Source organism: Yoonia ponticola, assembly GCF_014199395.1.
Lineage (GTDB): Bacteria > Pseudomonadota > Alphaproteobacteria > Rhodobacterales > Rhodobacteraceae > Yoonia > Yoonia ponticola.
In genome coordinates this window covers 169,929-196,250 of the sequence record NZ_JACIJM010000004.1, presented here as the reverse complement: position 1 = coordinate 196,250, position 26,322 = coordinate 169,929, and the positions used below count along the sequence as shown (strand labels likewise).

At 56.3% G+C, this 26,322-nt stretch carries 29 protein-coding genes; 13 read left to right on the top strand and 16 right to left on the bottom strand.

Going from position 1 to position 26,322, the window contains the following annotated elements; translation table 11 throughout:
• Together FHS72_RS08285 and cysE are read left to right on the top strand one after the other, a co-directional pair.
• Positions 1–291 (top strand): DUF7742 family protein, encoded by a 291-nt coding sequence (locus FHS72_RS08285; protein WP_183527960.1) that lies wholly within the window; start codon positions 1–3, stop codon positions 289–291.
• Positions 292–378: 87 nt separating this feature from the next.
• The gene (gene cysE, locus FHS72_RS08280) at positions 379–1,188 is read left to right on the top strand and encodes a serine O-acetyltransferase (protein ID WP_183527958.1); all 810 of its coding nucleotides are present in this window, start codon (positions 379–381) and stop codon (positions 1,186–1,188) included.
• 187 nt (positions 1,189–1,375) lie between these two features.
• Here the strand turns inward: cysE and FHS72_RS08275 are convergent, their stop codons facing one another.
• The 5 genes from FHS72_RS08275 to FHS72_RS08255 form a co-directional block, all read right to left on the bottom strand.
• Positions 1,376–2,683 (bottom strand): pyruvate dehydrogenase complex dihydrolipoamide acetyltransferase, encoded by a 1,308-nt coding sequence (locus FHS72_RS08275; protein ID WP_183527955.1) that lies wholly within the window; start codon positions 2,681–2,683, stop codon positions 1,376–1,378.
• 12 nt (positions 2,684–2,695) lie between these two features.
• Positions 2,696–4,066, bottom strand: coding sequence for a pyruvate dehydrogenase complex E1 component subunit beta (locus tag FHS72_RS08270; RefSeq protein ID WP_183527953.1), 1,371 nt, complete (start codon positions 4,064–4,066; stop codon positions 2,696–2,698).
• Positions 4,066–5,079, bottom strand: coding sequence for a pyruvate dehydrogenase (acetyl-transferring) E1 component subunit alpha (pdhA, locus tag FHS72_RS08265; RefSeq protein ID WP_183527951.1), 1,014 nt, complete (start codon positions 5,077–5,079; stop codon positions 4,066–4,068). Before pdhA ends, FHS72_RS08270 begins: the two co-directional genes overlap by 1 nt.
• A 162-nt stretch (positions 5,080–5,241) precedes the next feature.
• Positions 5,242–6,579, bottom strand: coding sequence for a sensor histidine kinase (locus FHS72_RS08260; protein WP_183527949.1), 1,338 nt, complete (start codon positions 6,577–6,579; stop codon positions 5,242–5,244).
• Between the two features lie 158 nt (positions 6,580–6,737).
• A complete protein-coding gene (locus FHS72_RS08255; protein WP_183527946.1) occupies positions 6,738–7,037 on the bottom strand; it encodes an FtsB family cell division protein in 300 nt (99 codons plus the stop codon).
• A 266-nt stretch (positions 7,038–7,303) separates the two neighbouring features.
• On the opposite strand from FHS72_RS08255, the gene FHS72_RS08250 reads away from it, so the two are divergent.
• Positions 7,304–8,191: a cation diffusion facilitator family transporter gene (locus FHS72_RS08250; RefSeq protein ID WP_183527944.1), complete on the top strand. Its 888-nt coding sequence runs from the start codon at positions 7,304–7,306 to the stop codon at positions 8,189–8,191.
• Positions 8,192–8,263: 72 nt separating this feature from the next.
• On the opposite strand, the gene FHS72_RS08245 is transcribed toward FHS72_RS08250, so the two are convergent.
• Positions 8,264–9,157 carry a fructose bisphosphate aldolase gene (locus FHS72_RS08245; protein WP_183528379.1) on the bottom strand — a complete coding sequence of 298 codons (894 nt, stop codon included), beginning with the start codon at positions 9,155–9,157 and terminating at the stop codon, positions 8,264–8,266.
• A 119-nt stretch (positions 9,158–9,276) separates the two neighbouring features.
• The gene (locus FHS72_RS08240; RefSeq protein ID WP_183527942.1) at positions 9,277–10,455 is read right to left on the bottom strand and encodes a phosphoglycerate kinase; all 1,179 of its coding nucleotides are present in this window, start codon (positions 10,453–10,455) and stop codon (positions 9,277–9,279) included.
• 129 nt (positions 10,456–10,584) lie between these two features.
• Between FHS72_RS08240 and FHS72_RS08235 the strand changes: the two genes are divergently transcribed.
• From FHS72_RS08235 to FHS72_RS08225, 3 genes are all read left to right on the top strand, one after another.
• The gene (locus tag FHS72_RS08235; RefSeq protein ID WP_183527940.1) at positions 10,585–11,091 is read left to right on the top strand and encodes a peptidylprolyl isomerase; all 507 of its coding nucleotides are present in this window, start codon (positions 10,585–10,587) and stop codon (positions 11,089–11,091) included.
• The gene (locus FHS72_RS08230) at positions 11,084–11,629 is read left to right on the top strand and encodes a peptidylprolyl isomerase (protein WP_183527938.1); all 546 of its coding nucleotides are present in this window, start codon (positions 11,084–11,086) and stop codon (positions 11,627–11,629) included. The genes FHS72_RS08235 and FHS72_RS08230 overlap by 8 nt, the downstream gene beginning before the upstream one ends.
• 155 nt (positions 11,630–11,784) lie before the next feature.
• Positions 11,785–12,525, top strand: coding sequence for a hypothetical protein (locus tag FHS72_RS08225; RefSeq protein ID WP_183527936.1), 741 nt, complete (start codon positions 11,785–11,787; stop codon positions 12,523–12,525).
• On the opposite strand, the gene FHS72_RS08220 is transcribed toward FHS72_RS08225, so the two are convergent.
• Positions 12,522–12,974: a GNAT family N-acetyltransferase gene (locus tag FHS72_RS08220; protein WP_183527934.1), complete on the bottom strand. Its 453-nt coding sequence runs from the start codon at positions 12,972–12,974 to the stop codon at positions 12,522–12,524. The genes FHS72_RS08225 and FHS72_RS08220 overlap by 4 nt on opposite strands.
• A complete protein-coding gene (locus FHS72_RS08215) occupies positions 12,971–13,909 on the bottom strand; it encodes a nucleoside hydrolase (protein WP_183527932.1) in 939 nt (312 codons plus the stop codon). Before FHS72_RS08215 ends, FHS72_RS08220 begins: the two co-directional genes overlap by 4 nt.
• Before the next feature lie 294 nt (positions 13,910–14,203).
• On the opposite strand from FHS72_RS08215, the gene FHS72_RS08210 reads away from it, so the two are divergent.
• Positions 14,204–14,455, top strand: a complete 252-nt coding sequence (locus FHS72_RS08210; protein ID WP_183527930.1) for an EF-hand domain-containing protein — start codon at positions 14,204–14,206, stop codon at positions 14,453–14,455.
• 71 nt (positions 14,456–14,526) lie between these two features.
• Here the strand turns inward: FHS72_RS08210 and ilvN are convergent, their stop codons facing one another.
• Positions 14,527–15,099, bottom strand: a complete 573-nt coding sequence (gene ilvN, locus FHS72_RS08205) for an acetolactate synthase small subunit (RefSeq protein ID WP_183527927.1) — start codon at positions 15,097–15,099, stop codon at positions 14,527–14,529.
• A 78-nt stretch (positions 15,100–15,177) separates the two neighbouring features.
• Positions 15,178–16,929 carry an acetolactate synthase 3 large subunit gene (locus FHS72_RS08200; RefSeq protein WP_183527926.1) on the bottom strand — a complete coding sequence of 584 codons (1,752 nt, stop codon included), beginning with the start codon at positions 16,927–16,929 and terminating at the stop codon, positions 15,178–15,180.
• A gap of 585 nt (positions 16,930–17,514) precedes the next feature.
• Between FHS72_RS08200 and FHS72_RS08195 the strand changes: the two genes are divergently transcribed.
• The 3 genes from FHS72_RS08195 (at position 17,515) to rpiB (ending at position 19,670) form a co-directional block, all read left to right on the top strand.
• Complete coding sequence (locus FHS72_RS08195) at positions 17,515–18,366, top strand: SHOCT domain-containing protein (RefSeq protein ID WP_183527924.1); 852 nt, start codon at positions 17,515–17,517, stop codon at positions 18,364–18,366.
• 107 nt (positions 18,367–18,473) lie between these two features.
• On the top strand, positions 18,474–19,103 hold the full coding sequence (locus tag FHS72_RS08190) for a chloramphenicol acetyltransferase (RefSeq protein WP_183527922.1): 630 nt from the start codon (positions 18,474–18,476) through the stop codon (positions 19,101–19,103).
• Between the two features lie 75 nt (positions 19,104–19,178).
• The gene (gene rpiB / locus FHS72_RS08185; protein ID WP_183527920.1) at positions 19,179–19,670 is read left to right on the top strand and encodes a ribose 5-phosphate isomerase B; all 492 of its coding nucleotides are present in this window, start codon (positions 19,179–19,181) and stop codon (positions 19,668–19,670) included.
• A gap of 54 nt (positions 19,671–19,724) precedes the next feature.
• On the opposite strand, the gene FHS72_RS08180 is transcribed toward rpiB, so the two are convergent.
• Positions 19,725–20,303, bottom strand: a complete 579-nt coding sequence (locus FHS72_RS08180; protein ID WP_183527918.1) for a TetR/AcrR family transcriptional regulator — start codon at positions 20,301–20,303, stop codon at positions 19,725–19,727.
• A gap of 78 nt (positions 20,304–20,381) precedes the next feature.
• Here FHS72_RS08180 and FHS72_RS08175 point away from each other — a divergent pair, with 78 nt between their 5' ends.
• A complete protein-coding gene (locus FHS72_RS08175) occupies positions 20,382–20,975 on the top strand; it encodes an NAD(P)H-dependent oxidoreductase (RefSeq protein WP_183527916.1) in 594 nt (197 codons plus the stop codon).
• A 68-nt stretch (positions 20,976–21,043) separates the two neighbouring features.
• On the opposite strand, the gene yghU is transcribed toward FHS72_RS08175, so the two are convergent.
• The gene (yghU, locus tag FHS72_RS08170) at positions 21,044–21,907 is read right to left on the bottom strand and encodes a glutathione-dependent disulfide-bond oxidoreductase (RefSeq protein WP_183527914.1); all 864 of its coding nucleotides are present in this window, start codon (positions 21,905–21,907) and stop codon (positions 21,044–21,046) included.
• Positions 21,908–22,214: 307 nt separating this feature from the next.
• On the opposite strand from yghU, the gene FHS72_RS08165 reads away from it, so the two are divergent.
• Together FHS72_RS08165 and FHS72_RS08160 are read left to right on the top strand one after the other, a co-directional pair.
• Positions 22,215–23,210 (top strand): YHYH protein, encoded by a 996-nt coding sequence (locus FHS72_RS08165; protein WP_183527912.1) that lies wholly within the window; start codon positions 22,215–22,217, stop codon positions 23,208–23,210.
• Positions 23,211–23,222: 12 nt separating this feature from the next.
• Positions 23,223–23,741, top strand: a complete 519-nt coding sequence (locus FHS72_RS08160) for a hypothetical protein (protein WP_183527910.1) — start codon at positions 23,223–23,225, stop codon at positions 23,739–23,741.
• A 1-nt stretch (position 23,742) separates the two neighbouring features.
• Here FHS72_RS08160 and FHS72_RS08155 read toward each other — a convergent pair whose 3' ends face one another.
• From FHS72_RS08155 to FHS72_RS08145, 3 genes are all read right to left on the bottom strand, one after another.
• Positions 23,743–24,153 (bottom strand): ACT domain-containing protein, encoded by a 411-nt coding sequence (locus FHS72_RS08155; RefSeq protein WP_183527908.1) that lies wholly within the window; start codon positions 24,151–24,153, stop codon positions 23,743–23,745.
• A 101-nt stretch (positions 24,154–24,254) separates the two neighbouring features.
• The gene (locus FHS72_RS08150; RefSeq protein WP_183527906.1) at positions 24,255–24,887 is read right to left on the bottom strand and encodes a response regulator transcription factor; all 633 of its coding nucleotides are present in this window, start codon (positions 24,885–24,887) and stop codon (positions 24,255–24,257) included.
• Positions 24,884–26,317 (bottom strand): cache domain-containing protein, encoded by a 1,434-nt coding sequence (locus tag FHS72_RS08145; protein WP_183527904.1) that lies wholly within the window; start codon positions 26,315–26,317, stop codon positions 24,884–24,886. Before FHS72_RS08145 ends, FHS72_RS08150 begins: the two co-directional genes overlap by 4 nt.
• Between the last annotated feature and the right edge of the window lie 5 nt (positions 26,318–26,322).

Genomic DNA, 26,322 nt, shown 5'->3' with positions numbered 1-26,322 from the left:
ATGCGTCCCATTCATCTCTCTGACCTGCATTACGCGGCCTGTGCGCTAAAAAATGAACCTGAAATCACGCGACCAGCCACGCTGCAATCGGCCCTCGCGAACGCGGACACAGCCGACCGCTACCGCAAACGCCTGCGCCGTGCGCATCCCGATTACGGCACAGGCACCCTGACCAGCGCCTTGGCGCAGCATCACCCGATTGACGACACAACGCCCCACACAACCGCTTATCTGCAAAGCATGTTGGTTGTTATCACAGGGCTTTTGACCCGCGCCGCGGCGAAACATTGACTGAAATGCACCTCACGGGGTTTTTTCTTGTCCGCTTGGGACTACTTAGATTAGAACGACCAGACACAAGCGCAAGGACGTGACCCCATGGCCCCTCAAACAGCTGCCCTCTCGCAGGTCGATCCCGTTTGGCACCGCATCCGCGAAGAAGCCGAAGCCGCCGTGCTCTCCGAGCCGTTGATGGGCGGCTTGATCCATGCGGGTATCTTGCATCACGCCAGCTTCGAGCGGGCATTGGCGTACCGTATCTCGATGAAGCTCGCCTCGCGCGAAATGTCCGAACAAATCCTACGCGAAATCCTCGACGAAGCTTATGCAACCGATGCGTTCATCACCTCGGCGGCACGTGCCGACCTCGTAGCGATTTTTGACCGCGATCCGGCATGCCACCGCCTGATGCAACCGCTGCTGTTCTTCAAAGGCTACCAAGCCGTGCAAGCTTACCGCCTCGGTCACTGGCTCTGGATGACGGGCCGCAAAGACCTGTCGTACTTCGTACAAATGCGGGTCTCTGAACTCTTTGGTGTCGATATCCACCCTGCGGCTCGGATCGGCAAAGGCATCATGATCGACCACGCACATTCCATCGTTGTGGGCGAAACGGCAGTCGTAGGCGATAATGTCTCAATGCTGCATTCGGTCACACTTGGCGGAACTGGCAAAGAAGACGACGACCGTCACCCCAAAATCGCGGACGGTGTGCTGATCGGGGCAGGTGCCAAAGTGCTTGGCAACATCACCATCGGCCATTGCAGCCGGATTGCGGCAGGCTCGGTTGTCCTCGAAGCCGTGCCGCCGATGAAAACCGTCGCAGGCGTACCAGCACGGATCGTCGGCGAAAGCGGCTGTTCACAACCATCGCTGACCATGGACCACCTGTTCAACGCGATCAGCTAAACGCGCCCCTCAACGTCAGCCACGCGTCTTGGCTTCTTTGACTTCTTGTAAATCCCGGGGGTGCGGGGGCTGGCCCCCGCTTTATCGGCGGCGTCAGCCGTCGAAATCCCTCAAAACCCGTCACAAGCCCAAACGCAAAACGCCGGACCCCAAAGGCCCGGCGTTTTCTCATCTCAGTAACCTGACCTTAAGCCAGCATCGTCATCGGGTTCTCAAGGTTGTCCTTGATCGCGTTCAACAGGTTCGCACCCATCGCGCCATCAATCACACGGTGATCAACGCTCAGCGTGGTGGACATCACAGTCCCCACCGTCAGCTCACCGTCAGCGCCCACAATCGGCTTTTTCGCGCCAGCCCCAACAGCCAAAATCGCGGCGTGTGGCGGGTTGATGATCGCGTCAAAGTTATCGATGCCGAACATCCCCAGGTTGGAAATCGCGAAGGATCCACCGCTGTATTCATGCGGCGCAAGCTTGCGGTCACGCGCGCGGGCCGCGAGGTCTTTCATCTCTGCGGATAGCGCCGACAGCGACTTCATTTCCGCGTCTTTCAACACAGGCGTGAACAAACCACCTTCAATCGCCACGGCCACAGCCACGTCGGATTTCTCGAACTGCAACGTGCGATCACCGGCCCAAACCGCGTTGGCTTCAGGGACTTGTTGTAAGGCCAGCGCACAGGCTTTGATGATGAAATCATTCACCGACAACTTTACGCCACGTGGTTCAAGCTGCTTGTTCAACTGGCTGCGGAACTTCAGCAGTGCGTCCAGATTGATATCGCGGCGCAGGTAGAAATGCGGCACGGATTGCTTGGCCTCTGTGAGACGCGCAGCAATCGTTTTGCGCATCCCGTCCAGTTTGACTTCCTCGAACGGGCGATCCGCGTAGGTTTTCAGAACCGCATCGGTGCTTGGACCGCTGGCCAGTGCCGCCGCAGGTGCAGCAGATTTGGCAGCAGCAGGTGCCGCAGATTCGGCTGGTTTTGCGCCTGCTTTTGCGTTTTCAACATCCGCTTTCACGATACGACCACGGGGGCCGGACCCTGTGACGTCCGCCAGATCAAGCCCCTTATCCGCCGCGATCCGCCGCGCCAGAGGTGTGGCAAACACACGTTCACCGTCTTTGACTGGGGCTGCTGGCGCAGGTGTTGCTGCCGCCGCTTTGTCGTCGGATTTGGCAGGCGCGGCTTCAGCCGCAGGTGCTGCTTCCGCTTTGGGCGCGGGCGACGATCCGATGTCATCGGCGCTTTCGCCGTCTTCTAACAGAACGGCGATCACTTCGTTGACTTTGACGCCCTCGGTGCCTTCCGCGATCACGATCTTGCCGATCACGCCTTCATCGACGGCTTCAAATTCCATCGTGGCTTTGTCGGTTTCGATCTCGGCCATCACGTCACCAGACGCGACGGTATCGCCTTCTTTCACCAGCCATTTGGCAAGCGTGCCTTCCTCCATCGTGGGGGACAGGGCGGGCATGAGAATTTCGATTGGCATGTTATTCTCTCCTTACCGGTAGGTGACTGATTTACACGCATCAACAACTTCGTCCGTTGTCAAAAGCGCGTGTTTCTCAAGGTTCGCCGCATATGGCATCGGCACGTCTTTACCGGTCAAGGTGATCACAGGCGCGTCGAGATAATCGAACGCTTCTTGCATGATCACACCAGAGATGTAGCCGCCAACGCTGCCTTGTGGCCAGCCTTCTTCGACGGTCACACAGCGGTTGGTTTTGCGCACGGATGCGAGGATGGTTTCTGTATCCATCGGACGCAATGTCCGCAAGTTAATGACCTCGGCGTTGATGCCTTCCGCTGCCAATTTCTCAGCCGCTTCAAGCGCGTATGTCATGCCGATCCCGAAAGATACGATGGTCACATCGTCGCCTGCGCGTTCGATTTTAGCCTTGCCGAATGGAATAGTGAAATCATCCATGACAGGCACATCAAAGGATTTGCCGTACATGATTTCGTTCTCAAGGAAGATCACAGGGTTGTTGTCGCGGATCGCTGTTTTCAGCAAACCTTTGGCATCCGCCGCAGAATACGGCATCGCAACCTTCAAACCCGGCACCTGCATATACCATGCAGCGTAACACTGGGAATGCTGCGCACCCACGCGGGCCGCCGCACCATTGGCACCACGGAACACCATCGGTGCGCCCATCTGACCGCCGGACATATACAATGTCTTAGCGGCAGAGTTGATCAGGTGGTCAATCGCTTGCATCGCAAAGTTGAAGGTCATGAATTCCACAATCGGACGCAGACCGCCGAATGATGCACCTGTCGCGATCCCAGCAAAACCATGCTCGGTGATCGGCGTGTCGATCACACGTTTCGCGCCGAATTCATCCAACAGACCTTGGGAAATCTTGTAAGCACCTTGGTATTCGGCAACTTCTTCACCCATCAGGAACACGTCGCCGTCGGCGCGCATTTCTTCGGCCATCGCGTCACGCAATGCTTCGCGAACGGTGGTTTTCTTCATTTCCGTGCCTTCGGGCCAGTCTGGTGACTGATCTGGGGCAGGGGCTGCAGGTGCTGCGGCTTCGGCTGGTGCTTTTGCTTCAGCAGGGGCGGTGTTGGATGCAGCAGCGGCAGGGGCCGCAGTTGCGCCCGCTTCTGGCACGTCTTCGCCTTCTTCCACGAGGATCGCGATGACCTCGTTCACTTTGACGCCCTCAGAGCCTTCGGCAATCACGATCTTGCCGATGATGCCTTCGTCCACAGCCTCGAATTCCATCGTGGCCTTGTCGGTTTCAATCTCGGCCATGATGTCGCCAGAGGAAACAGTGTCGCCTTCTTTGACCAGCCATTTGGCCAGCGTGCCTTCCTCCATGGTCGGGGAAAGCGCGGGCATGAGAATTTCGATAGCCATTATGCTGTCTCCTGCGGCAGTTCGTCGGCGTAGATATCTGTCCAAAGCTCTTCCAACGCGGGCTCCGGGCTTTCTTTCGAGTATTCAGCAGCCTCGTTCACGACAGCTTTGATCTCTTTGTCGATGGCCTTTAGGTCATCTTCGGACGCATGTTTGCCTTTCAGCAATGCCTCGCGGACCTGTTCGATCGGATCACGCTCGTCGCGCATTTTCTGCACTTCTTCGCGGGTCCGGTATTTCGCAGGGTCGGACATGGAATGGCCACGGTAACGGTATGTTTTGACTTCCAGAATATACGGACCCTTGCCAGCACGACAGTGCGCCACAGCGCGTTCGCCCGCTTCTTTGACCTTGATCACGTCCATGCCGTCAACTTCTTCGCCCTCGATGCCGTATGCAGCACCGCGTTCCCACAAAGACGGGGATTTGGTCGAGCGTTGAACGGATGTACCCATCGCATATTGGTTGTTCTCGATCACAAACACGACTGGCAGTTCCCACAGCTCGGCCATGTTATAGGTCTCGTAAACCTGCCCTTGGTTTGCCGCACCATCACCGAAATAGGTGAATGTGACGTTGTCGTTGCCTTTGTATTTGTCAGAGAACGCCAGACCGGCACCCAGTGGCACCTGTGCTGCAACAATCCCGTGGCCGCCGTAGAAATGCTTCTCTTTCGAGAACATATGCATCGAGCCGCCTTTACCTTTCGAGAAACCACCTTCGCGGCCTGTCAACTCGGCCATGATGCCTTTGGGGTCCATGCCGCAGGCCAGCATGTGGCCGTGGTCGCGGTAAGATGTGACGCGCTTGTCACCTTCTTTTGCTGCGGCCTCTAGGCCCACAACAACAGCTTCCTGACCGATGTAGAGGTGGCAGAAACCGCCGATAAGACCCATGCCGTAGAGTTGGCCTGCCTTTTCCTCAAATCGCCGGATCAGCAGCATTTCCCGATAATGTCCCAGCAGTTCCTCAGCTGAAACGTTTGACTTCGCGGCGGCCTTCTTCGGCGGCATGGGCGGTCCTCCATCCATTTTGATAGATAGTTTAGTGTTAAACTATTTCTTAAATCAAAACACATGACGTCAGGATATGCAAACGGGATATGCGGGAAATATGCAGGGAAAATGCGGCAAGCTGCGCGCAATGTCAGGCAGGCGACGGTCAGGGCGGCTGGCTTATGGCGCAACTGAGGATTGTTTTTGCGACCGTGCGTCCAGATCAGGCAGGAACAAACTGATCTGCGTGCCAGAATGGGACGACTGAATGGCCATGCCGCCTTTTAGTTCTTTCAACATCCCCGCAACCATCGACAGGCCCAGCCCTGTGCCTTTGCCGACAGGTTTGGTGGTGAAGAACGGATCGATCACTTTGGGCAGGATCGTCTCTGAAATACCGTGGCCCGTGTCTCTGACCACAATCTGAACATGGGCGCCGGGGTCAAGTTCCGAGCCATCGGCAAGCGGCACCTGCTGCGTGGTTGTGACTTGATCCGCGCGCACACTCAGATGACCACCCAGCGGCATCGAATCCACAGCGTTCACAATCAGGTTGATCAATCCGGCGACAAGTTGGCTGCGATCCGCGTTCACTTTGATCGTAGGATCAATCTCGTGAATGTTGAACGTGACCGATGTGGGGATCAGGCGTTGGGTCAGAATACGCAGTTCGGCATAGAGATCCGACAGATAAATCTCGGTGATATTCGGTCTTTCCGCGCGGGCGAAAATCGTCAATTGGCGCACGGTCTTTGCTGCTTGCCGTGCGGCGACCAATGCGTTCTCTACATCCGCTGCGCGTTCAACCGGATCATCTGTGATCTGGATCAGTTCAAGACTGCCAATAATCGCGGTCAGATTGTTGTTGAAATCATGGGCAACGCCCCCCGCCAACTGACCCACCGCCGCCATCTTTTGGGCCTGATGCGCCTGTAGTGCTGCAGTCTCGCGCGATTGCCGTATCTGGCGCGTGACCTTCATCGTTCTGATGAAATAATACACCATCGCAATGGCAGATGTAGCCGCCCCGAATAACGCCAGCGGCGTGTCAAATGCGGGCAGGAAACCAATGAACAATATCGCCGTTATGCTGGACACAATGGCGACAATACACACATTAAACATGCGCATGTTGTCGTTGCGCTGTGCCAGAAACAGCATCTGTGCTGCGATCAACATACCGCCCACAAACATCAAGGCGCGGTTCGGCCCAATCAGCATGAGCGTTGGAAGCCAGGAAAACGCGATATGTGTCGTACTCAGCAAAATAGCGGCACGGGTGGCCTCGCTGCGGTGCACAAAGTTGGACCGTGAAGACACGTAATAGAAATACACAGCATAGGACGTCAAAAAGATAACGGGCCAGACCAACGCCATCACCCAACCCGTATACAGGTGGATCAAAATGCCTGCGATGCTGACCGCGACCAGCCGTGTGTAGGGTTCGTAAAGTTCGCCATATTCAAAGTCGCGCAGGAGCCTGATTTCTGCGTCGTAGTTCTTTGCTTCAGTGGCCATCGTTGATCTATCCATGCAGCCAGAACAGTCGAAAAAGGTACAAAACAAGTGGCCGCGCGCGCTTGCTGACGTCCAACAAACGGCAATAGATTTAAAAAATCAATAGTTACATGAAGTTGATCGACGGCCTGAACGCGCAGAAAAATCGGCAATGCGCCTTACTGGATGACGATCTCGTCGGCGCGGATCATGCCCAGCACATCACGCGCTTGTTCGTCCAGCAGGTCCAAGTCCAAATAGGTATCCGACAATCTGTGTGTCAGGTTTTCCATGCGGGCGACTTCGGCGTTTAGGGTCGCGAGCTCTTGGGAAAGCGCACGACCCTCTGCTTTGACTTCCGCACGTTTGAACACCCCGTAATCACCCTGCACAGCGGCAAAAGTGAAATACAGACCCATGGCCAAAAGCCCGAGGAAAGAAAGGAGTGTGCCCATTGCTGGGCGGCTTGGTTTTTTCATACTGCCTCAAAATGCCGTCTTCTTTGGACGATCTATCGCTAGAATCGCACATCTGATTCGGTTTGTGAATCCTAAAAGTGCATGTTGAATCAAGTTTCTTTAAAGTTTTTTCCATTTCGGGGCGCTGGTTGACCGATCCGGAACCTAACAGTGTACAGTGAAGCGATAACCGCAGTTTCACGGACCTTACGGCACGCGCTCCGATCCCTTGCGCCTCAACTTCGCGCCCTTTACCTGACCCCAAACCTGCACAAAAGGCGGCTGCTATGACCACGATCAAACTCGCAATTGGCAGTATTCTCATCGGGTTCGCGGTCTTGGGCCTCAAGGCTGCGGCTTATTGGATGACCGGATCGGTTGCGCTGTTGTCGGACGCGCTGGAAAGCACGGTAAATGTCGCCACAGCCTTTGCCGCATTGATCGCCATTCGTATCGCAGCAAAGCCAGCAGATGATGCCCATCCCTATGGCCACCACAAAGCCGAGTTTTTCAGTGCCGTTCTCGAAGGCATCATGATTATCGTCGCCGCGGTTCTGATCTTTAAACAAGCCTACCACGGCTTTGTTCACCCCACGCCGATCAACGCGCCCACGGCGGGTTTGATCGTGAACATGGCGGCCACTGTCATCAACGGGCTGTGGGCATGGGTGTTGATCACACGCGGACGCAAACAGAAATCGCCCGCCTTGGTGGCTGATGGCAAACACCTGTTCACCGATGTCCTGACCTCTGTCGGGGTTGCGGTGGGCGTTGTTCTCGCCGTTGTGACGGGGTGGTGGATCCTTGATCCCGCGCTTGCAGCACTTGTCGCAGTCCACATCCTGTGGTCCGGCTCGAAAATCGTAAAGGAGTCGCTCAGCGGTTTGATGGACGAAGCCGTGTCAGAGCAAGTTCTGGACGACATCCGCACTGTCATCGCCGCCCAAGCCGAAGGCGCAATCGAGGCGCACGACCTGCGGACGCGCCACGCGGGCATTGTGACGTTTATCGACTTTCACCTTGTCGTGGCGGGTGACACCACCGTCTTTGAGGCGCATGAAATCTGTGACCGGATCGAGACCGCGCTGCAAGACCTGCTCGACGACGCAAAGGTGACGATCCACGTCGAGCCGGAACATAAGCTCAAGGAAACGGGCGCGATCATCATCGAATGACCCGCTGACACGCAAAAGCCCCGCACCAAACAATCCCGAAAGACCATTCAGCGCGGGGCTTGGTTGTCGGTTTTATCCTGCGACAGAGGCCGCGTAGATGGAATCGATGGTGTCGGACAGGGTCGCGTTGAAGGCGGCGTCGTCTTGTTGGGCCGATAGCCCTTCGGTCAGCGCACGTGAAAAGCTCGCGATGATGCCGTTGTTCTGCGCCAGACGTGTGTTCGCCTCGTCGCGGTCATAACCACCGGACAGCGCCACAATGCGCAGTACTTTAGGGTGATCGACCAGCGGCTGATACAGGTTCGCTTTTTCCGGCAATGTCACCTTGAGCATGATCTTCTGATCGTCGGGCAGGCTGTCCAATTGCGCGGTGATTTCGGCCAGCAGCATGTCTTCGGCGGCGGCTTTGTCCGGGATCGAGATTGTGACTTCTGGCTCAAGGATCGGCATGAGGCCGTGCGCAAGGATCTGTTTGCCGAATTCAAATTGCTGGGTCACGATGTCTTTGATGCCAACAAAATTGGCTGCAGACACAACAGACCGCATCTTTGTGCCGAACATGCCCGCCGTCTTGGCGCGGGTCAAAAGCGCGTCCAGCCCGTCAATAGGCTTCATCACCTGCACGCCGTTGTGCAAGTCCTTCAGACCCTTATCGACTTTCAGGAATGGCACAACGCCGTGGTCTTCCCACAGAGTTTGTGCGGCTGGTTTTCCACCGATCTGGCGGTCCATTGTCATTTCAAACAGGATCGCGCCGACAACCTTGTCACCGGTAAAGCAGGGCGCATTGACGATCCGTGACCGCATCTGGTGGATCAGCGCGTACATTTCGTCGTCGTTGTCATAGGCGTCTTCCTCAACACCGTATAATTTCAATGCCTTGGGGGTAGACCCGCCGCTTTGATCCAAAGCCGCGATAAAGCCTTTACCGGCCAAAACTTGATCCCATTGCGCTTGATTAGACATGTCGAGCATCACCATTCCCTTGCATGAAGGCCACCGCGCCCCCGTTTCCTATGTGCTTAGGTCAGGGGCGCGGGACGTGCAATTATGGTAACGCTAACCGTTAGCGCTAAACTGGAATACTAGTCTGAAATAGCAGCAACGCCCGGCAATTCCTTGCCTTCCATCCATTCCAAGAACGCACCACCTGCGGTTGAAATGTAGGTGAAACTGTCCGCAACACCCGCCTGATTCAGCGCAGCCACAGTGTCACCACCGCCAGCCACAGAGATCAGCTTGCCCGCATCGGTCAGCGCACCTGCGGCTCTGGCAGCGGCATTGGTGGCTTTGTCGAATGGTGCAATCTCAAACGCACCCAGCGGGCCGTTCCAAACCAGCGTTTGCGCGGCCTCTAGCGTCTTGGTGATATAGGCAACCGTTTCAGGTCCGGCATCCAAGATCATCGCATCCGCAGGGCAGGCGTCAGGGGCGACGGTTTCATTCTCGGCACCCGCCTTGAATTCACGCGCCACAACGATGTCGCGCGGCAGGATGATTTCGCAGCCAGCCTTTTCCGCTTTGCCCAGAATCTCGCGTGCCGTGTCCGCCAGATCATGCTCGCACAGGGATTTGCCTACGTTGATACCTTGGGCGGCGAGAAAAGTGTTCGCCATGCCGCCACCGATCACCAGATGATCGACCTTGCCGACCAGATTGCCCAAAAGGTCTAGTTTCGTGGACACTTTCGCGCCACCAACCACAGCCACAACCGGACGCTTCGGCGTGCCCAAAGCAGCCTCTAATGCGCCCAGTTCAGCCGCCATCAAGCGACCCGCGCAAGACGGCAACAGCTTTGCAATCGCCTCAGTCGAGGCATGGGCGCGGTGGGCCGCAGAGAACGCATCGTTCACATAAATATCGCCAAGCGACGCCAAACGCGCTGCAAAACCCGCATCGTTCTTTTCTTCGCCTGGATTAAACCGCAGGTTTTCCAACAACAAAACCTCGCCGTCTTCCATCTCGGCCACGGCGTCCGCGTAGTCGCCACTCACAAAGGTCACAGGCAGGCCCAGCGTGTCGGACACGGCCCCCGCGATATGTTCCAGCGACATTTCAGGGACAACCTGACCCTTTGGACGACCAAAGTGGGCCATCAAAATGACCTTGCCGCCAGCCGCCTGAATATCGTCGACAGTCGCAGCAATCCGCTCAATGCGGGTGGCATCGGTGACGCGGCCGTCTTCCATCGGCACATTTATGTCAACGCGGACCAAGGCGCGTTTGCCAGCAAAGTCCATATCATCAAGGGTTTTCCACGTCATGAGCCGTCTCCTAAGTGTGCTTTGCACCTTTCCTGCGGCAAGCACCCGAAAACGTCAACTAGCACTCCCTTGGCAATCGCGTCTTTGCGCCATATGTCAGGGGCAACCGCAGATAAAAGGGAGAGCCCAATGGCCGATATCAAAGATCCAGAAAACACAATCATCATGACACTCAAGGATGGTGACGTTGTCATCGAACTTTTGCCTGACGTGGCACCTGCACACTGCGAGCGGATGAAAACCCTCGTGCGTAACGGCGACTACGACAACGTGGCATTCCACCGCGTGATCGACGGCTTCATGGCGCAAACAGGCGACGTGGCCAATGCGAACATGGAAAAAGACTACCAGCCGGGCCGTGCAGGCACAGGCGGGTCCGACATGCCTGATCTGCCAGCAGAATTCTCGAAAATCCCACACGCACGTGGGTCCATCGGTGCGGCACGCTCTGCGAGCCCGAACTCTGCAAACTCGCAGTTCTTCATCAACTTCAAAGACAATGACTTCCTGAACGGTCAATACACTGTCTACGGCCAAGTCATTTCCGGCATGGACCACGTTGATGCGATCATGAAAGGCGAGCCGCCAGCGAACCCTGACCGCATGATCAAAGTTGTGGTGGCTGCTGATGCTTAAGCTTGCAGCAGTTCTAGCACTCGTCGCGGGTCCAGCCTTTGCGGTTGGTCTTGAGATTGACGTGACAGGCGAAGCCAATGGCACCATCAAAATCGATTTGTTCGAAGACGTGGCGCCAAACCACGTGGCCCAGATCACAGCAATCGCCAATGCAGGTGACTACGACAACGTGGTGTTTCACCGCGTGATCGAAGGCTTCATGGCTCAAACCGGTGACGTCGAAAACGGCGTTGTTGGCGGGAACATGTCACGTGCTGGCACAGGCGGGTCTGATCTCGGCAATATCAAAGCTGAATTCTCGGACAAACCGTTTGATCGTGGTGTCGTCGGCATGGCCCGTTCGCAGAGCCCTGACTCTGCGAACTCGCAATTCTTCATCATGTTCGATGCGGGCCACTTCTTGAACGGTCAATACACAGTCGTCGGTGAAGTCACCGAAGGCATGGATGTGGTTGACGCGATCAAGCGCGGCCAAGGCCAAAGCGGGTCGGTTTCCGGCACACCTGACGTGATGTCAGCAGTGCGCGTTACTGAATAAACCCAAGCGGTTAAGATCAAAACAGGCGGGTCAGATAATGGCCCGCCTGTTATCGTTTCCGATTTGGAAACACAGCTAATTGTATACAACGGATAGTTGTGCGGTCGCACTTAGCTGCTAGAGTCACACAAATTTTGATGTGGTGGCGAGACCGAATGAATCACTCTTCCTTAATGGTATGGCTTCTCGCAGCGACGGCATCGTTCGGATGTGGGGGCGGCGGATCGTCGAGTGCCACCGAAGTTCTGGATGCAAAACCTGTTATTCCTGATCCAACGCCCGTGATCCCATCAACATCCATCACACTGAGCCAAATCAACGCGAATGCATCCGGTTTTGCAGCATTTCTCAACGACATTGACGCAGGCGAAGATCTTAGCGAAATCCCGCAACTCGATAGCGTCGCCACATTGCAAGCTCGGGGAAACGCGACCTACGAGGGCGCGTTCTACGTCTTTAGCAATTCGGCCCGCGTCGATGGTTTCGTCGGTAACGCCGCAATTTCAATCGGATTTTCGGACCCGCGCAACCCGTCTGTCGTCGGTGGTGCGGACGGATTTATCTACGTGGACGGACCTGAATTGGCGGACATTGTCGGATCAAACGACATCAGCGCCTTGCCCAACGACACGCCGATTTTTGCGGTCAATGGCAACGTGACATTCTCGAACGGCGAGCTTGCCAATACCGCTGGCGTGGCTACCGCCGCGTTCAACATGGCGGGCAATCTTAGCGCCAATACTGGTGGCGGAATCACGCAATCTGTCGATGTTGGGGGCGCGATGGCCGTCTTGTTTGACGGCGACCGCGCCTTCGGTGCGGGCGGGGATACGTCCGACAGCGCCTTTCAACTGGAACATCCCGAAGCGTTCTTTTTCGGGGTTGCTGACCGCTAGGACAGAATGTCCGTGACGACCGAGCGGGTGCTATCGGGGCGAAAGCCGACACGTTTCCAAAAGTGCAGCAACGGGTTATCGGCCTCGCCAATTTCCGCATGTAGCGCTTTGACACCGCCGGTCCGCAACGCAATCGCAATTGCGTGCAATGTTTCGGTGCCGATGCCGCGTTTGCGCACAGATGGACGCATGTAAATTTCGCTGATCCAGCCGACCATACCGCCCGCATCCACGCTCCACGCGAAGGTGACAAGCACGTATCCCAGCGGTGCGCGGGCAGGGCCGATCAACCAGATTGCACCCAGCGGATTCCCCGCCAGCAATGGCGAGGCAACAGCGATCCGGTGCGCGTCATCATAAGGAAACCCTTGTTCCGTATGGTGTTTTTCCATCAGCGCGAGGCATAATTCGGCGTTGGCTTCGCCCGCGAGCGTGACTGAGGCGCTCATAATCTGGCCAAACGTGTAGCGAGCAGATCAAAGAAGCCGTCGGCGTCGATGTCTTTCATGAACGTCGCATTCGGTTCGCGACCCGACACGCCCCACCAATCGGCGACTGTCACGCCCAGCGTCAATTCTGATTTGGTTTCGATTTCGACGTTGATATGCCGCCCTTGAAACAGATCGGGCTGGATCAAATAGGCGATCACGGTTGGATCGTGCAGCGGCGCACCTTCTGAGCCGTATTTTTCCTTGTCGAACCGCTCGAAAAAGTCGGTCCACGCGGCGACCATATCGCCGACTTTGGTGCCCATCGCGCGGAATTTATCGACGCGGGCTTTTGTGGTTAACGCTTTGTGGGTCACATCCAGCGGCATAATCGTGATCGGAACGCCTGATTTCATAACGATATCAGCGGCTTCTGGGTCGACGTAAATGTTGAATTCAGCGGCGGGCGTGATGTTACCCTGTTCAAAGTAGCCACCACCCATCAGTACAATTTCTTGAACCTTTTCAACGATATCCGGTGCGTTCTTAAACGCAGTACCGATATTCGTCAGCGGCCCAAGCGGGCATAGCGTCACTGTGCCTGCAGGTTCAGCGCGGAGCGTTTCGATGATGAAATCAACGCCGTGCTGATCTTGCAGGGTCATCACGGGATCAGCCATTTCAGGCCCGTCCAGCCCAGTCGAGCCGTGAACATGTTCTGCCGTGATCAATTTGCGCTGCATCGGCGCGTCGCACCCTGCGAAAACTTTGGTCTCAGGAAAACCCGCTAACTCACAGACAATACGCGTATTTTTCTGGGTCAAGGGCAGTGGCACATTGCCTGCGACGGCCACAACCCCCAACACATCAAGGTCTTCGGGGGACGCAAGCGCGAGCAGGATAGCAACCGCGTCGTCTTGGCCTGGGTCTGTGTCGATGATGATCTTGCGCGGCATCGGAGGGTCCTTTTGGTTTCGCGCCACTGTGTCTGTTTGGGCAAATGGGGGCAAGGGCTAGCGGTGAAAATTGGCGCGGGTCTAAGGCAGTTTTGCGCCGATACTAGGCCGCTGTGCGCCGGAAATCGGGCGGGTGGCGTATGTCCCTTTTTCCGCCGCACAAAGGGAGCCGTTTTGGCGGCTAAGCGCTGGAAAAGGCCGGAACATTCGGGGCGGCTAGCGGATGATGTTCGGGGCCGTCAAAAGGGTTTTCGAAAGCAACAGCTTTCTTTTAAACCTAAATGGAGACCTGAAATGACGACTTCAAAAAACATGACAATGACCGCGATTGCACTCTTGGTAGTAGCGGGATCAGCTTCGGCACAAGCCGCAAGCGTCGATGTGAATGGGGACGGGTTTTACAGCTTGCCAGAAGTGCAGGCCGCCATGCCTGAAATGACACAGGACGACTTCCTCGTGCTGGACGTGAACGGCGATGGCCTCTTGGATGCCGCAGAAGTAGAAGCTGCGACGCAAGCGGGTCTTTTGACCGCCCCTGAAGGGTAAAGAATTACCAGCACGGCAGAGACGTCTGCCGTGCTGGACCTTATCTATAGCAACAATATGCTAACGACCTGTTACACGTGAGCGTCAGGCCCGCGCGACAGGGCTGCAACGCCTGTGCGGGCGACTTCTTGCAGGCCCAAGGGCCGCATCAGATCAGCGAAGGCGTCGATTTTTTCTGGCGTGCCTGTGATCTCAAACACAAATGATTCCAACGTACTATCAACCACACTTGCGCGGAAAATATCCGCCAGACGGATGGCTTCGATGCGCTGGTCGCCTTTGCCTGTGACTTTGAGCAGCGCCAGTTCGCGTTCCACGGATGGGCCTTCGACCGTCAAATCATTGACCGAATGCACCGTGATAATCCGGCCAAGCTGCGACTTGATCTGCTGGATGATTTGCGGCGTACCAGAGGTCACAATCGTGATCCGCGACAGGTGGCCTGTGTGGTCGATTTCGGCCACTGTCAGGCTTTCGATGTTGTAGCCGCGCCCTGCAAACAGGCCGATCACACGCGCCAGAACGCCGGGTTCGTTTTCAACGATGACCGCCAGAGTATGCCGCTCTACCGTATCGCTGAACGGTGTTTTGAGGTCATAAGCAGAGTGGCTGGAAGCGCCTTTTTTGAGTTTGAGTGGTGACATGGTGATGTCCCTTTTCAGCGTATTTTGTCCTGTGACTTGCGTGCACAATGCGTGCACAACCCGTGCACTGCGATTTCGTTAAACGAGAACAGCCCCGCCTGCCTTGATAGCCCCTTTGGTGTCCGCGTCGCCCAGCAGCATCTCATTGTGCGGCTTGCCTGACGGGATCATCGGGAAGCAGTTTTCGTGTTTCTCGACCAGACAATCGAACAGCACAGGGCCGTCGTAGGTGATCATTTCCATGATCGCGTCGTCCAGCGCGTCGGGGTCGTGGCATTGGATGCCTTTAGCCCCAAATGCTTCGGCCAATTTTACGAAATCGGGCAGGGATTCTGACCAGCTGGATGAATAGCGTTCGCCGTGCAGCAATTCTTGCCACTGCCGCACCATGCCCAAGCGTTCGTTGTTCAAGATGAACTGTTTGGTGTTCAGGCGGTATTGCATCGACGTGCCGAGCTCTTGCATGTTCATCAGCCACGACGCTTCGCCCGCGATGTTGATGACCAGCGCGTCTGGATGCGCCATTTGCACACCGATCGACGCCGGATGCCCGTAGCCCATTGTGCCCAAGCCACCGGAGGTCATCCAGCGGTTCGGATCTTCAAAGCCCAGATATTGCGCGGCCCACATTTGGTGCTGGCCCACTTCGGTGGTGATGTAGCGGTCGTATTTCTTTGTCAGTGCTTCGAGCCGTTGCAGGGCGTATTGCGGCTTGATGATTTTGCCTTCTTGTTTGAAGCTCAGGCAATCGACCTTTTTCCATTCGTTGATCTGGTCCCACCATTTGGACAGACCTTCTTTGTCGGTCTTGCGTCCGTTGGCTTTCCAAACCTTTAACAAGTCTTCCAGAACATGCGCCACGTCACCCAAGATCGGGATATCGACGTGGATCACTTTGTTGATCGAGGACGCATCAATGTCGATATGCGCTTTTTTCGATTTCGGGCTAAAGGCGTCCAAGCGGCCGGTGATCCGGTCGTCAAAACGCGCCCCGATGTTAATCATCAGATCGCAGTCGTGCATCGCCATGTTGGCTTCATACAGCCCGTGCATACCGAGCATACCCAACCAGTTTTCACCGGAGGCGGGGTAGGCGCCAAGGCCCATCAGCGTGGATGTGATCGGGAAATTCGTGGCCTCGACCAATTCGCGCAACAGTTGTGACGCGGCTGTGCCAGAGTTCACAACGCCGCCACCTGTGTAGAACACAGGCCGTTTCGCCGTTGCCATCGCCAAGGCCAGTTCCTTGATCGCGTCAAGATCGCCTTTGACCTGCGGTTGATAGTGCGTTTCCATCTGCGTTTTCTGCGCATATTTGCCCGTCGCGAATTGCACGTCCTTGGGAATATCGATCAACACCGGACCCGGACGGCCAGAGGTTGCGACATGGAATGCTTCGTGCAGGGTTTGGCCCAGTTTGTCGGTTTCTTTGACCAGCCAGTTATGTTTCGTGCAGGCGCGGGTGATGCCAATGGTGTCGGCCTCTTGGAACGCATCTGTGCCGATCATGAAGGTCGGCACCTGACCTGTCAGCACCAGAATTGGGATGCTGTCCAGCAACGCGTCAGTCAGACCCGTCACAGCGTTCGTGGCCCCGGGACCGGATGTGACCAAAGCCACCCCGACTTTACCCGTGGAGCGCGCATAGCCTTCAGCCGCGTGAACCGCACCTTGTTCGTGCCGCACGAGGACGTGTTTGATCTGGTTCTGCTGGAAAATTTCGTCATAAATCGGAAGGACAGCGCCACCGGGATAGCCAAAGACGACTTCCACGCCTTGGTCTACCAAAGCCTGAACTACCATTTTAGCGCCGGTCATGGCTTTTGTCATATCATTCGCGTCCTTCGCGTCAGAGTTTATCGTATCTCACAAAAAAGCCCCCGAAGTTATCGAGGGCGCATGGGAAGCTGTTATGGCTTTACCGTTACCGGCCCATGCGCGTTATATTCACCACTAGAATGACGATATTCATCTTAGGCTCCTTCGTGTTTGGCCACCCTATGCAGATGAAAAAGGGGGGTCAACGCCTGAAGTGGAGAAAATGTCGTTTGGGGGCGTTTTTTCGCAACTTTCTTTCAGGGGCTGTCTTGGGGGTGTCTTGGGGCGGCGCGTGGCCCCCGTGTTTGCAGGGCGGCTATGCGACCTGCTGGACCAGACACGGACGGTGGATTGCGCTATGGTGAATGCTCGGACGCGGGGACGTGCGATTCGCGGATATCGCGCCTAATCTCACGCCGTTTGCCTATTCATCGCTCAAAGCTACCTGAAAACTGGCGCAAACGTCTTGTTTTATTGGCTGATGTGGTGCGCAAGTGTGACAAGTACGCCCAGCGAACCCGCTACGATAGCCAGTGTCATTTCCCTATGATACCGGCAGATAACCCAGATGGAGGCCGCCTGCGCGGCGATATGATCATGAGCACACTGACGCAATACGGAACTGGTGTCCTGTCGGACCTAAGCCAACGCTACGGTGTCAGCCAAGACGCTGTACGCTGTCTGATGGACGCGGTCAGTCGTGGCGGTGGCACCCAAGCCCAATTCAGCCATTCAGAGATTGGGGGCATGGGGCAATGGTCGTCCGGTGGCATGACGATGGTTGGCGATATGTTTAACACGGGCCTGCAAGCCTTTGTGTCGAACCTGTGCGGTGAAATCTCGAATGCGTATTTCAACGGTCCGTTCTATGCGCCGCTGCCAAAGCCGCAGGGATCGTGGCAGGGCCAATCCCAAGGTGGTCAGTCGCAAGGTGGCCCATCAATGCAGATGTCCGGCGGGTCTTTTGGGTCGTGGTGGCCTGATGAGTTGGGATCGCCGTCGTCGTCAGGGTCACAGAACAACCTGTCCTATGCGATTTTCCCGAACACCCGCCGCTTGGCTGTGAATTTGAACGGTGCCGTGACGGTATACGACACGGGCGATCACATGATCGGCGGCGTCGGTCAGCAGCAATCGGGCGATGCGTCGTGGACGTTTACCAGCCAGTTCGGGACCGTGTATCTGAACCAACTGCCTGTGGTCACGGGGGCGGGTCAGTCGCAACCTCAAGCACAGCCGGACCCGATCAATGACCCGGTGCCTGATGTGCCTGTGATGAAGCAAGCCGCGCCTGATTTTGCGCCCCAGACCACGACCGCGTCCCAAGGGATGATCCATGCAGATGACGTGTTTGCAGCGCTCGAAAAGCTGGGATCGCTGCACGAGATGGGCATTCTGAACAGTGACGAGTTCCAGACCAAAAAGGCAGAGTTGCTGGCGCGGCTTTAAGCTGCTGGCTTACGGTTGGGTCATCATTGCAGGATGCGCCTGATTGTTTCAATGTTCACGGAGCCTGTTTATCTAGGCTGAGTGGTTTGCTGATACTGAGGCGTGTTATGACTGAAACGATTGTTGATCTTGAAACGTGGCCGCGTGCTGCACAGTTTCAATGGTTTCGCAGTTATGACCGCCCGCATTACGCTACCACGTCGCGGCTGGATGTCACGCGTCTGCTGGCAAGACGCGATGCGGCGGGGATCAATGTCTACCGCGCAAGCTTGTTCGCGATATCCAAAGGCCTTCATGCGGTGCCGGAATTGCTGATGCGGTTTCGTGGCGATACGGTTGTGCATCATGCGCAAGTCGATCTGTCGATGCCTGTCCCCACGGCGCGGGGCAGCTATAATTATGCCTATGTGCCCTATACGCCTGATTTTGCGGATTTTGACGCCGCGACCAAAGCGATCCTGACCAAGACCGCCGACACCGACGATCTGAACGCGGTGGGCGAAGGCAAGGACAACGTCGCGTTTTTGTCCTGCATGCCGTGGCTGGATTACACGTCGATCAACAACGCGATGCCGCATAAAGACGACTGCATTCCGCGCGTAAATTGGGGCAAATACGTCCCCGAGGGCGATGCGTGGAAAATGGCGATGACGTTAGAAGTGCATCATGCGCTGGTCGACGGCCAGCATGTGGGTGCATTTTTTCAAGCCGTTCAGGACGCCTTGGACGCGATTTAGCGCGGGCTTGGCTGGACCTGTGGCGGGCCTGTGGCTATTGGGGGGTGAACCCTGTTTTATTGATGGACCATTGCCATGACTGTTGCCAACCGTATCGTTCTTTCCAGTGATCACGCAGATATCGCGATGCGCCAAGCGATCGCCGAACATATCACGGCCAGAGGGTATCAAGTTGTCGACATTGGTCCGATGACATCCGAGAGCACACATTACCCCAAGCACGGCGAAGAAGCCGCCCGCATGGTCGCGTCCGGCGATTGCGATTTGGGTGTGATCCTGTGTGGCACGGGCCAAGGCATCATGATGGCTGCGAACAAAGTTGACGGCATCCGCTGCGGCGTTTGCATGGACACGTTTTCGGCGCGGATGATCCGCGAGCATAACAATGCGAATATGCTGTCGCTGGGTGCGCGTGTTGTGGGCATGGGCCTTGCGCTAGAGATCGTTGATGCGTTTCTGGATGCGGAATTTGAAGGCGGACGTCACGCGACCCGCGTTGATATGATTACCGAAATTGAAAAGTCCCAAGCCGGTGCCAAATCAGGCATTCGCGGCTGGTTTAGCTAAGGGCGACGGCTATCGCGGGGCTATGCGGTGCGACGTTGCGCATCGCACCCTGCGTTAACACTTGGGGCAGAGCCACGCATCGAGGTAGACAGAGAGCCTGCTTTCGACGTCTTGACCACGATGCAAAACGCAAAAGCTGAGTGCCACGGCGTTGATGCAGAATGACTGGATGCCCTCTGATAGCAGATCGGTTGAAATGTCTTTTCTGAAGGGGCTGTCGGCCATGAGGCCCACCAAAATGCGGTCATGCCTGTAGAGCGTGGTCGCAATTTTCCCGATATCCTCGACGGCCAGCGCCCCTGACAGCCGCAGAAATACATCAAAAATATAGCGTTCACTTGAGATAAAGTGCAGCAATGGCTTTGTGATTGCGATCAGGTCGTCGACTGACGTGACGCGGGACGTCTTTTCCATGTCATCAAGCAGTGCGTCGATGTGGTCCCCGATAAGGATATCCATCAGCGCGTCTTTGTCTTTGAAATGCGCGAAGAAAGTTCCCTTGGCGACGGTTGCTGCAGCCACGACGTCTTCGACGCGCAGTGCCTCATATCCAGCATCCGCAACAATCTTGCGTGCGGCAGCGATCAGCTGCGCGCGTGTCTTTAACGTTCGTTGTTGCGTGGCGCGTCCCATAGCGTTTCGTAATCCTTGTATTGACCGCGGTCAATATTGCTGCAAATAAATGACCGCGGTCAATTTAAGGATTCCCAAATGACTCCCAAACGTATCTTTGTCCTGAACGGACACCCTGCCAGTGCGTCGCTTTCTAAGATGCTGGCCGAAAAATATGTGGATGCCGCGACACGCGCGGGCCATGATATTCGCGTGCTTCATTTGCATGATCTGGACTTTGATCCCGACTTTGAAAATGCCGGATATAGCGTCGTCAAACCGCTGGAACCTGATCTGGAGACGGTTCAACAGGACATTGATTGGTCCGAGCATATCGTGCTTTTGACGCCGATGTGGTGGGGTGGGGTGCCTGCCAAATTGAAAGGGTTGATTGACCGGATACTTTTGCCCGGTGCCGCCTTTGATACCCGCAAGACAACCCGTTTGGGGCTTCCGATGCCGATGCTTGGGGGCCGTACAGCGCGTGTGATTATGACGTCGGACACACCCAACTGGTTTTTCCGCTTGGTCCACAAAAACGCGATGGTGCGGCAGTTGCGTGGGCAGGTTTTTGCTTTTGTGGGGATTAAGCCTACGCGCGTCACGCATTTGTCCGCAGCGAGCCAGCCAAAACCCGCAACTGTCGCCGCATGGTCGCGTAAGGTTGCTGATCTGGGGGCAGGTGGGGCGTAGCTGCCGTTCTTTGATGAGAGTTCAAGTGCAGGTGCCAAGCGTCAATCGACGCTTGGCACCTGTGGTATTTATTCAGCGTCGGCTGGTTTGATTTTGTCCCAAGTCTGGGTTTCAAAATCGGATGCGTCATGCCGTTCGCGCAACTGGCCGTCTTCGTCGCCCCATGCGCGGTTCACCATTTTACCACGGATCACGGCCGGACGGGCTGCGATTTCATCGACCCAGCGGTTCACGTTTTTATAGGACGCGGTGTCGAGGAATTCGGCGGCGTCATAGACCGTGCCTTGCACAACTGCGCCATACCACGGGAAGGTCGCAATGTCGGCGATAGAGTAGTCGTCGCCGCCCAAGAATTTGCTCTCGCCCAAGCGCCGGTCCAGCACGTCGAGCTGGCGTTTGACCTCCATTGCGAAACGGTTGATCGGGTATTCGAATTTCTCGGGGGCATAGGCGTAGAAGTGCCCAAAGCCGCCGCCCAAGTACGGTGCAGACCCTTGCAGCCAGAACAACCAGTTCAACGTTTCCGTGCGGGCCTGTGGATCGGATGGCAGGAAGGCCCCGAATTTCTCGGCCAGATACAACAGGATCGCGCCGGATTCAAAAATGCGCGAGCCTGTGGTTTCGTCAAACAGCGCAGGGATTTTCGAGTTCGGGTTCACGTCCACAAAGCCGGACCCGAATTGGTCGCCGTCGTTAATGTTAATCATCCAAGCGTCGTATTCCGCGCCTGTGTGACCTGCGGCGAGCAGTTCTTCGAACATGATCGTGACTTTGACGCCGTTGGGTGTTGCGAGCGAATACAGCTGGAACGGGTGTTTGCCGACTTGGCGCTCTTTGTCGTGCGTCGGGCCCGCGATGGGGCGGTTGATCGAGGCGAACTTGCCGCCGCTTTCGGCGTCCCATGTCCAAACTTTAGGGGGCGTATATGTCATGTCGTGTCCTTTTGCAGCTGTATCGCGTGTCTGTGTCGGACCATAGACGTGGGGTGGGGGGCGTCAATTCGCTAGGGTGAAATGCAACGGATGGGTCACGGTTTCGTGCGTTTTGCTGCGGCGGCGTCGCGCCGTGCGGCTGCAAGGCCAGCCGTTTCTTTATCGCAAAGGGGGTTAATTTTTCTGCCATAACAGCGACGGGAATTTGTAGAGTGGTCGTATAAGCAGTACAGGTGGGCGTAGATCGGGGCAAAATGTGCTCGAGTGCGCTACCAATTGAATTGCGGGCGTAAAGGATACCGACGTTATGTCTAACAGAACTCTTTATGGGACAGCCGCCGTGGCGGTCTTGGTCGCTGCGGCGACGCTCTCTTTTTCGGCGTTGAATGCGCAAGACAGTGCAAGTGCCAGTGTGAACACTGCGTCGGCTGTTGAGGCTGCGGCATGGTCGGACAATGTCACGATTACGATGGATACGGCTGCGAATACGTTTCGTTTTGAATCCGACGGTATCCCGAGCCACGGTTTTGCTGAGAAATATCTGATCCCGTCCGATCCGACCAATCAACCGTTTGAAGACAAGCCCATCGAATTTTTTGATATCGTGAATTCCGCTGATTATTTCAAGGAATCCCCCGTAGATACGACGATCACGACGCAGCCGGTTTATACGGACGCCGTGACGGATACGTCGCTGGGCCGGATTGGTGTCGCCCTAAGCGGTGCGCAGATCTTTAACGATTACGAGAATTTTGAACGCAGTGTCGTCGCGCTGGACGATCAAGTTGTCCACGATCACGTCGCGTTTTTGGACGAATGCAACGGTCACACGCTGGTTGACGGGACTGAATACCACTACCACGGTATTCCGGTTTGTATCACCGAAGGGCTAGAGCAAGCGGACGCGCATTCTGTGATGATCGGCGTGCTGGAAGACGGCTTTCCGGTCTACGGCAATCAGGGTGCTGGTGGTGCGATTGTGACAAACGCGGATCTGGACGAATGTAGCGGCCACGTCGATGTGACGCCGGAATTCCCAGAGGGCATTTACCATTACCACCTGACCGCTGACGAAGCCCCTTATATGATTGATTGCTACCACGGCGAGGTCGAAGTCGCCGCAATGGGTCCTCAGGGCGGCGCGCCTGATTTTGGTGCTGTTGCCACGCAATTGGGTGTGACGCAGGACGCGCTGATGGACGCTTTGGGTAATGCAATGCCGCCAGACTTTGCCGCTGCTTCCGAGGCCATGGGTATCAGCGAAGACGTTCTGCGTGCCGCTATGCCAGCGCCTGGTCAGTAAGACCGCAAGCCTATGGAAAAGATAGCTTATCTTGTGATCGGGGCCGCCTTTGCGGTGGTCCTGATGACGCTTTTGCCGATAGCCCAGATGACGGCGTCGCTGCCCGCTGACGGGGGCGATATGTCCGGTATGGAAATGGATGCCTCAGAGATGACGCAGATGGGTGCGATGCACCAACATCCGCCGCGTGAGGTGTCGCCTGATCTGCCCGCACCAAGCCTGACGCACCTGATGTTTCCAGATGCGATGGACGGCTACAACATCCAGATTTTGCCGCGCAATTTCACCTTTACACCTGCCGCGATTAACCGTCCTGCGCAGGACAACGAAGGCCATGCGCATGTCTATGTGAATGGTGTGAAAATCGCGCGGGTGTATGCTGCGTGGTATCATTTGCCGAGCGCTGTTCTGCAGGCGGGCGACAACGATGTGACCGTGACGTTGAACGCCAATGACCACAGCGAATGGAGCGAGAATGGCGTCGTCATTTCGTCCACAGTTGTTGTGCAGGGACCGGATCAGACGCCGTAAATCAGGTCGCGTTGGATTGCAGCTCTGCGAGGACGTCCAGCGCCTTTTGGCTCAAATCTGACGGCACAAAAACGTGGTCGTGGTGGAATGCCGCGATCATGTTGCACGGGATATTTGCAGCCCCCAATGCGGCTGATACGGCGGCGGTTAGCCCGACACCTTCGAGCGACGAATACACGTTCAGCGTGATGCAGCGCATTGGGTGATCCGCATCGAGGTTGAGGGTTTCGGCTGTCTCTACGGGGATCAGAAATGACATGCCTTCGGCCTCTTTGAAGGTCCCGATTGTGTGCGGCCACAGCGATTTCATCAGGTCGGGGTCGGTCGTCGTGGTGAACACAAAGACGCCTGGTGTCAGCGTGGGCGTCATGCCAGAGATCATATCCTGGGCTGTGTGAGCGACTTTTGACATTGCGGCTTCCTGTGCGAAGTTTGGTTAACGTCTAAACGACACGCCTAAGGCGCGGAAGGTTTATGTGTGTCGGGGCGTTTCGTTCCCCGTCGTGCCTTGTCTTAGCGTCCGGTGCCTTGCAGAACGCCGTGTTCCATCGCGTAGCGCGTCAGTCCTGCGGTGCTAGAAATCCCGAGTTTGCGTTTGATGTTGTTGCGGTGCGTCTCGACGGTCCGGACCGAAATATCGAGCGTCGCGGCCACGTCTTTGTTGGTTTTGCCCTGCGCCAGTTCCAACAGGATCGTTTGTTCGCGCCCCGTGAGCGGTTCGCGCCCGTCCGCGATGCGCGGCGACAGCGACGTTTTCGCCCCCGTACACAGGTATTCGCCGCCCGCCATCAAGACTTCGATTGCGGTTTTGATTTCTTCGGTTGGCACGTCTTTCAGCACATAGCCTTTGGCCCCATGCGACAGTGCAGAGTTGATATATTCGGGGCTGTCATGCATCGACAGGATCAGAATGCGGGTTTCGGGGCGTTTTTCGAGGATCATCTCGGTCGCGTTCAAGCCGCTGATACCGGGCATGTTGAGGTCCATCAGAATGACGTCAGGTGCCAGTTGGCAGACCTGATCTATCGCTTCGCGCCCGCTGTTCAAGGCCCCGACAATCGTGATGTCGTCATAGCTTTCGAGGATGGCTTGGATGCCTTCCGTGATCATCGGGTGATCATCAACGATTAAAACGCGGGCGTTCATGTGGGGGTCCTTTGGTTGTCCGGATCGTCAATGGCGTGTGGGCTGAGCATATGGGTCAACGGCACTTGGGCGTCAATTGTGGTGCCGTCGCGGGTCGATGTGATTGTGATTGTGCCGCCTAATTGTTCGATGCGTTCTTGCATGTTGCGCAGGCCAAGACCCGGTTTTTGCATCGAATCCTCAGACATGCCTTTGCCGTTGTCGGTGATTTTCAGACGGCCACCAGCGCGGTTGCCTTTGAGCATGATGGTGACGGTTTGCGCGTCGGAATGGCGTTCGATGTTGGTCAATGCCTCTTGGGCGATGCGGTACAGTGAAATGCGCGCCTCTTGGTCCAATCGGCCACGGAACACCACGGTTTCCACTGTGACATCAACGCCTGTGCGTTGCCCGAATTCATCGGCAAGCGATTGCAGGGCAGGGCCAAGACCGAGGTCATCCAGCACACCGGGGCGCAGATCGCGGCTGATCCGGCGGACTTCTTGGATTGCACTGCCAAGGCCCGCGATCCCCTTGTCGAGGCTATCGCCCACGCGGTCGTCTTTGATCTGGAACCGCCGTTTGGTCAGTTCGAGCGCGTAACGCACACCGACCAGCATTTGTGAAATCCCGTCGTGCAGTTCACGGGCGACGCGGCCGCGTTCTTCTTCTTGGGTGTCGATGATGCGTTGGGTGAGGGCCTTGAGTTTCAAATCCGCCATTCGCCGTTCGCGGATATTCAGCACGAGACCCGACAGAAAGACGCTGATCAGCGCCACGATCACGATAGCCACGATATAGAGCGCGGTTTGCGAGATGCGGTTTTCGACTTCGGCCCGCGCTTTGGTCACGGTGTCCAACACGTCGTCGATGAAAATGCCGGTGCCGATCACCCATTTCCAGTCTTGCAGCCCGTTCACGTAGACCACCATGCGGCCTAATTCACCCGTTGATGGTTTTGGCCAGTCAAAGCTGTGATACCCGCCGCCCGCCCGTGCGATCTGGATCAATTCGTCGGTGATCGGGATGCCGGATGCGTCCTCTAGGCCCGACCAATTACGGTTAATCAGGTAGGTTTGGCGCGGCGCTACGAGGTTGTTGCCCTGATAGTCGAACACGAAAAAGTAGCCGTCGGGGCCGTAGAGGATCGAGGACAGTACTTGCGTGACTTGAAGTTTCGCTGCCGCGTCATCGGGGGCTGCGCGTCCGTAGGTGTTCACAAATGCGGTGCGGGCAATCGACAGGTAGTTTTTCAACTCGTCGCGTTTGGTGGTGATTAATTGCGCCTCAAGTGCTGCGATTTCACGCTCGGCTAAGTCGCGCGACTGATAGGTCACGACAATCGAGATCACCGTCACCGCAAGCAGCAGTGGGACCGTGGCAAGCATAAACAGCTTGTGCCCGTAGCTGAGCGTGATCGCGCCGCGCAGGCGCCGAAAGAGAGCGGTCATGTCGG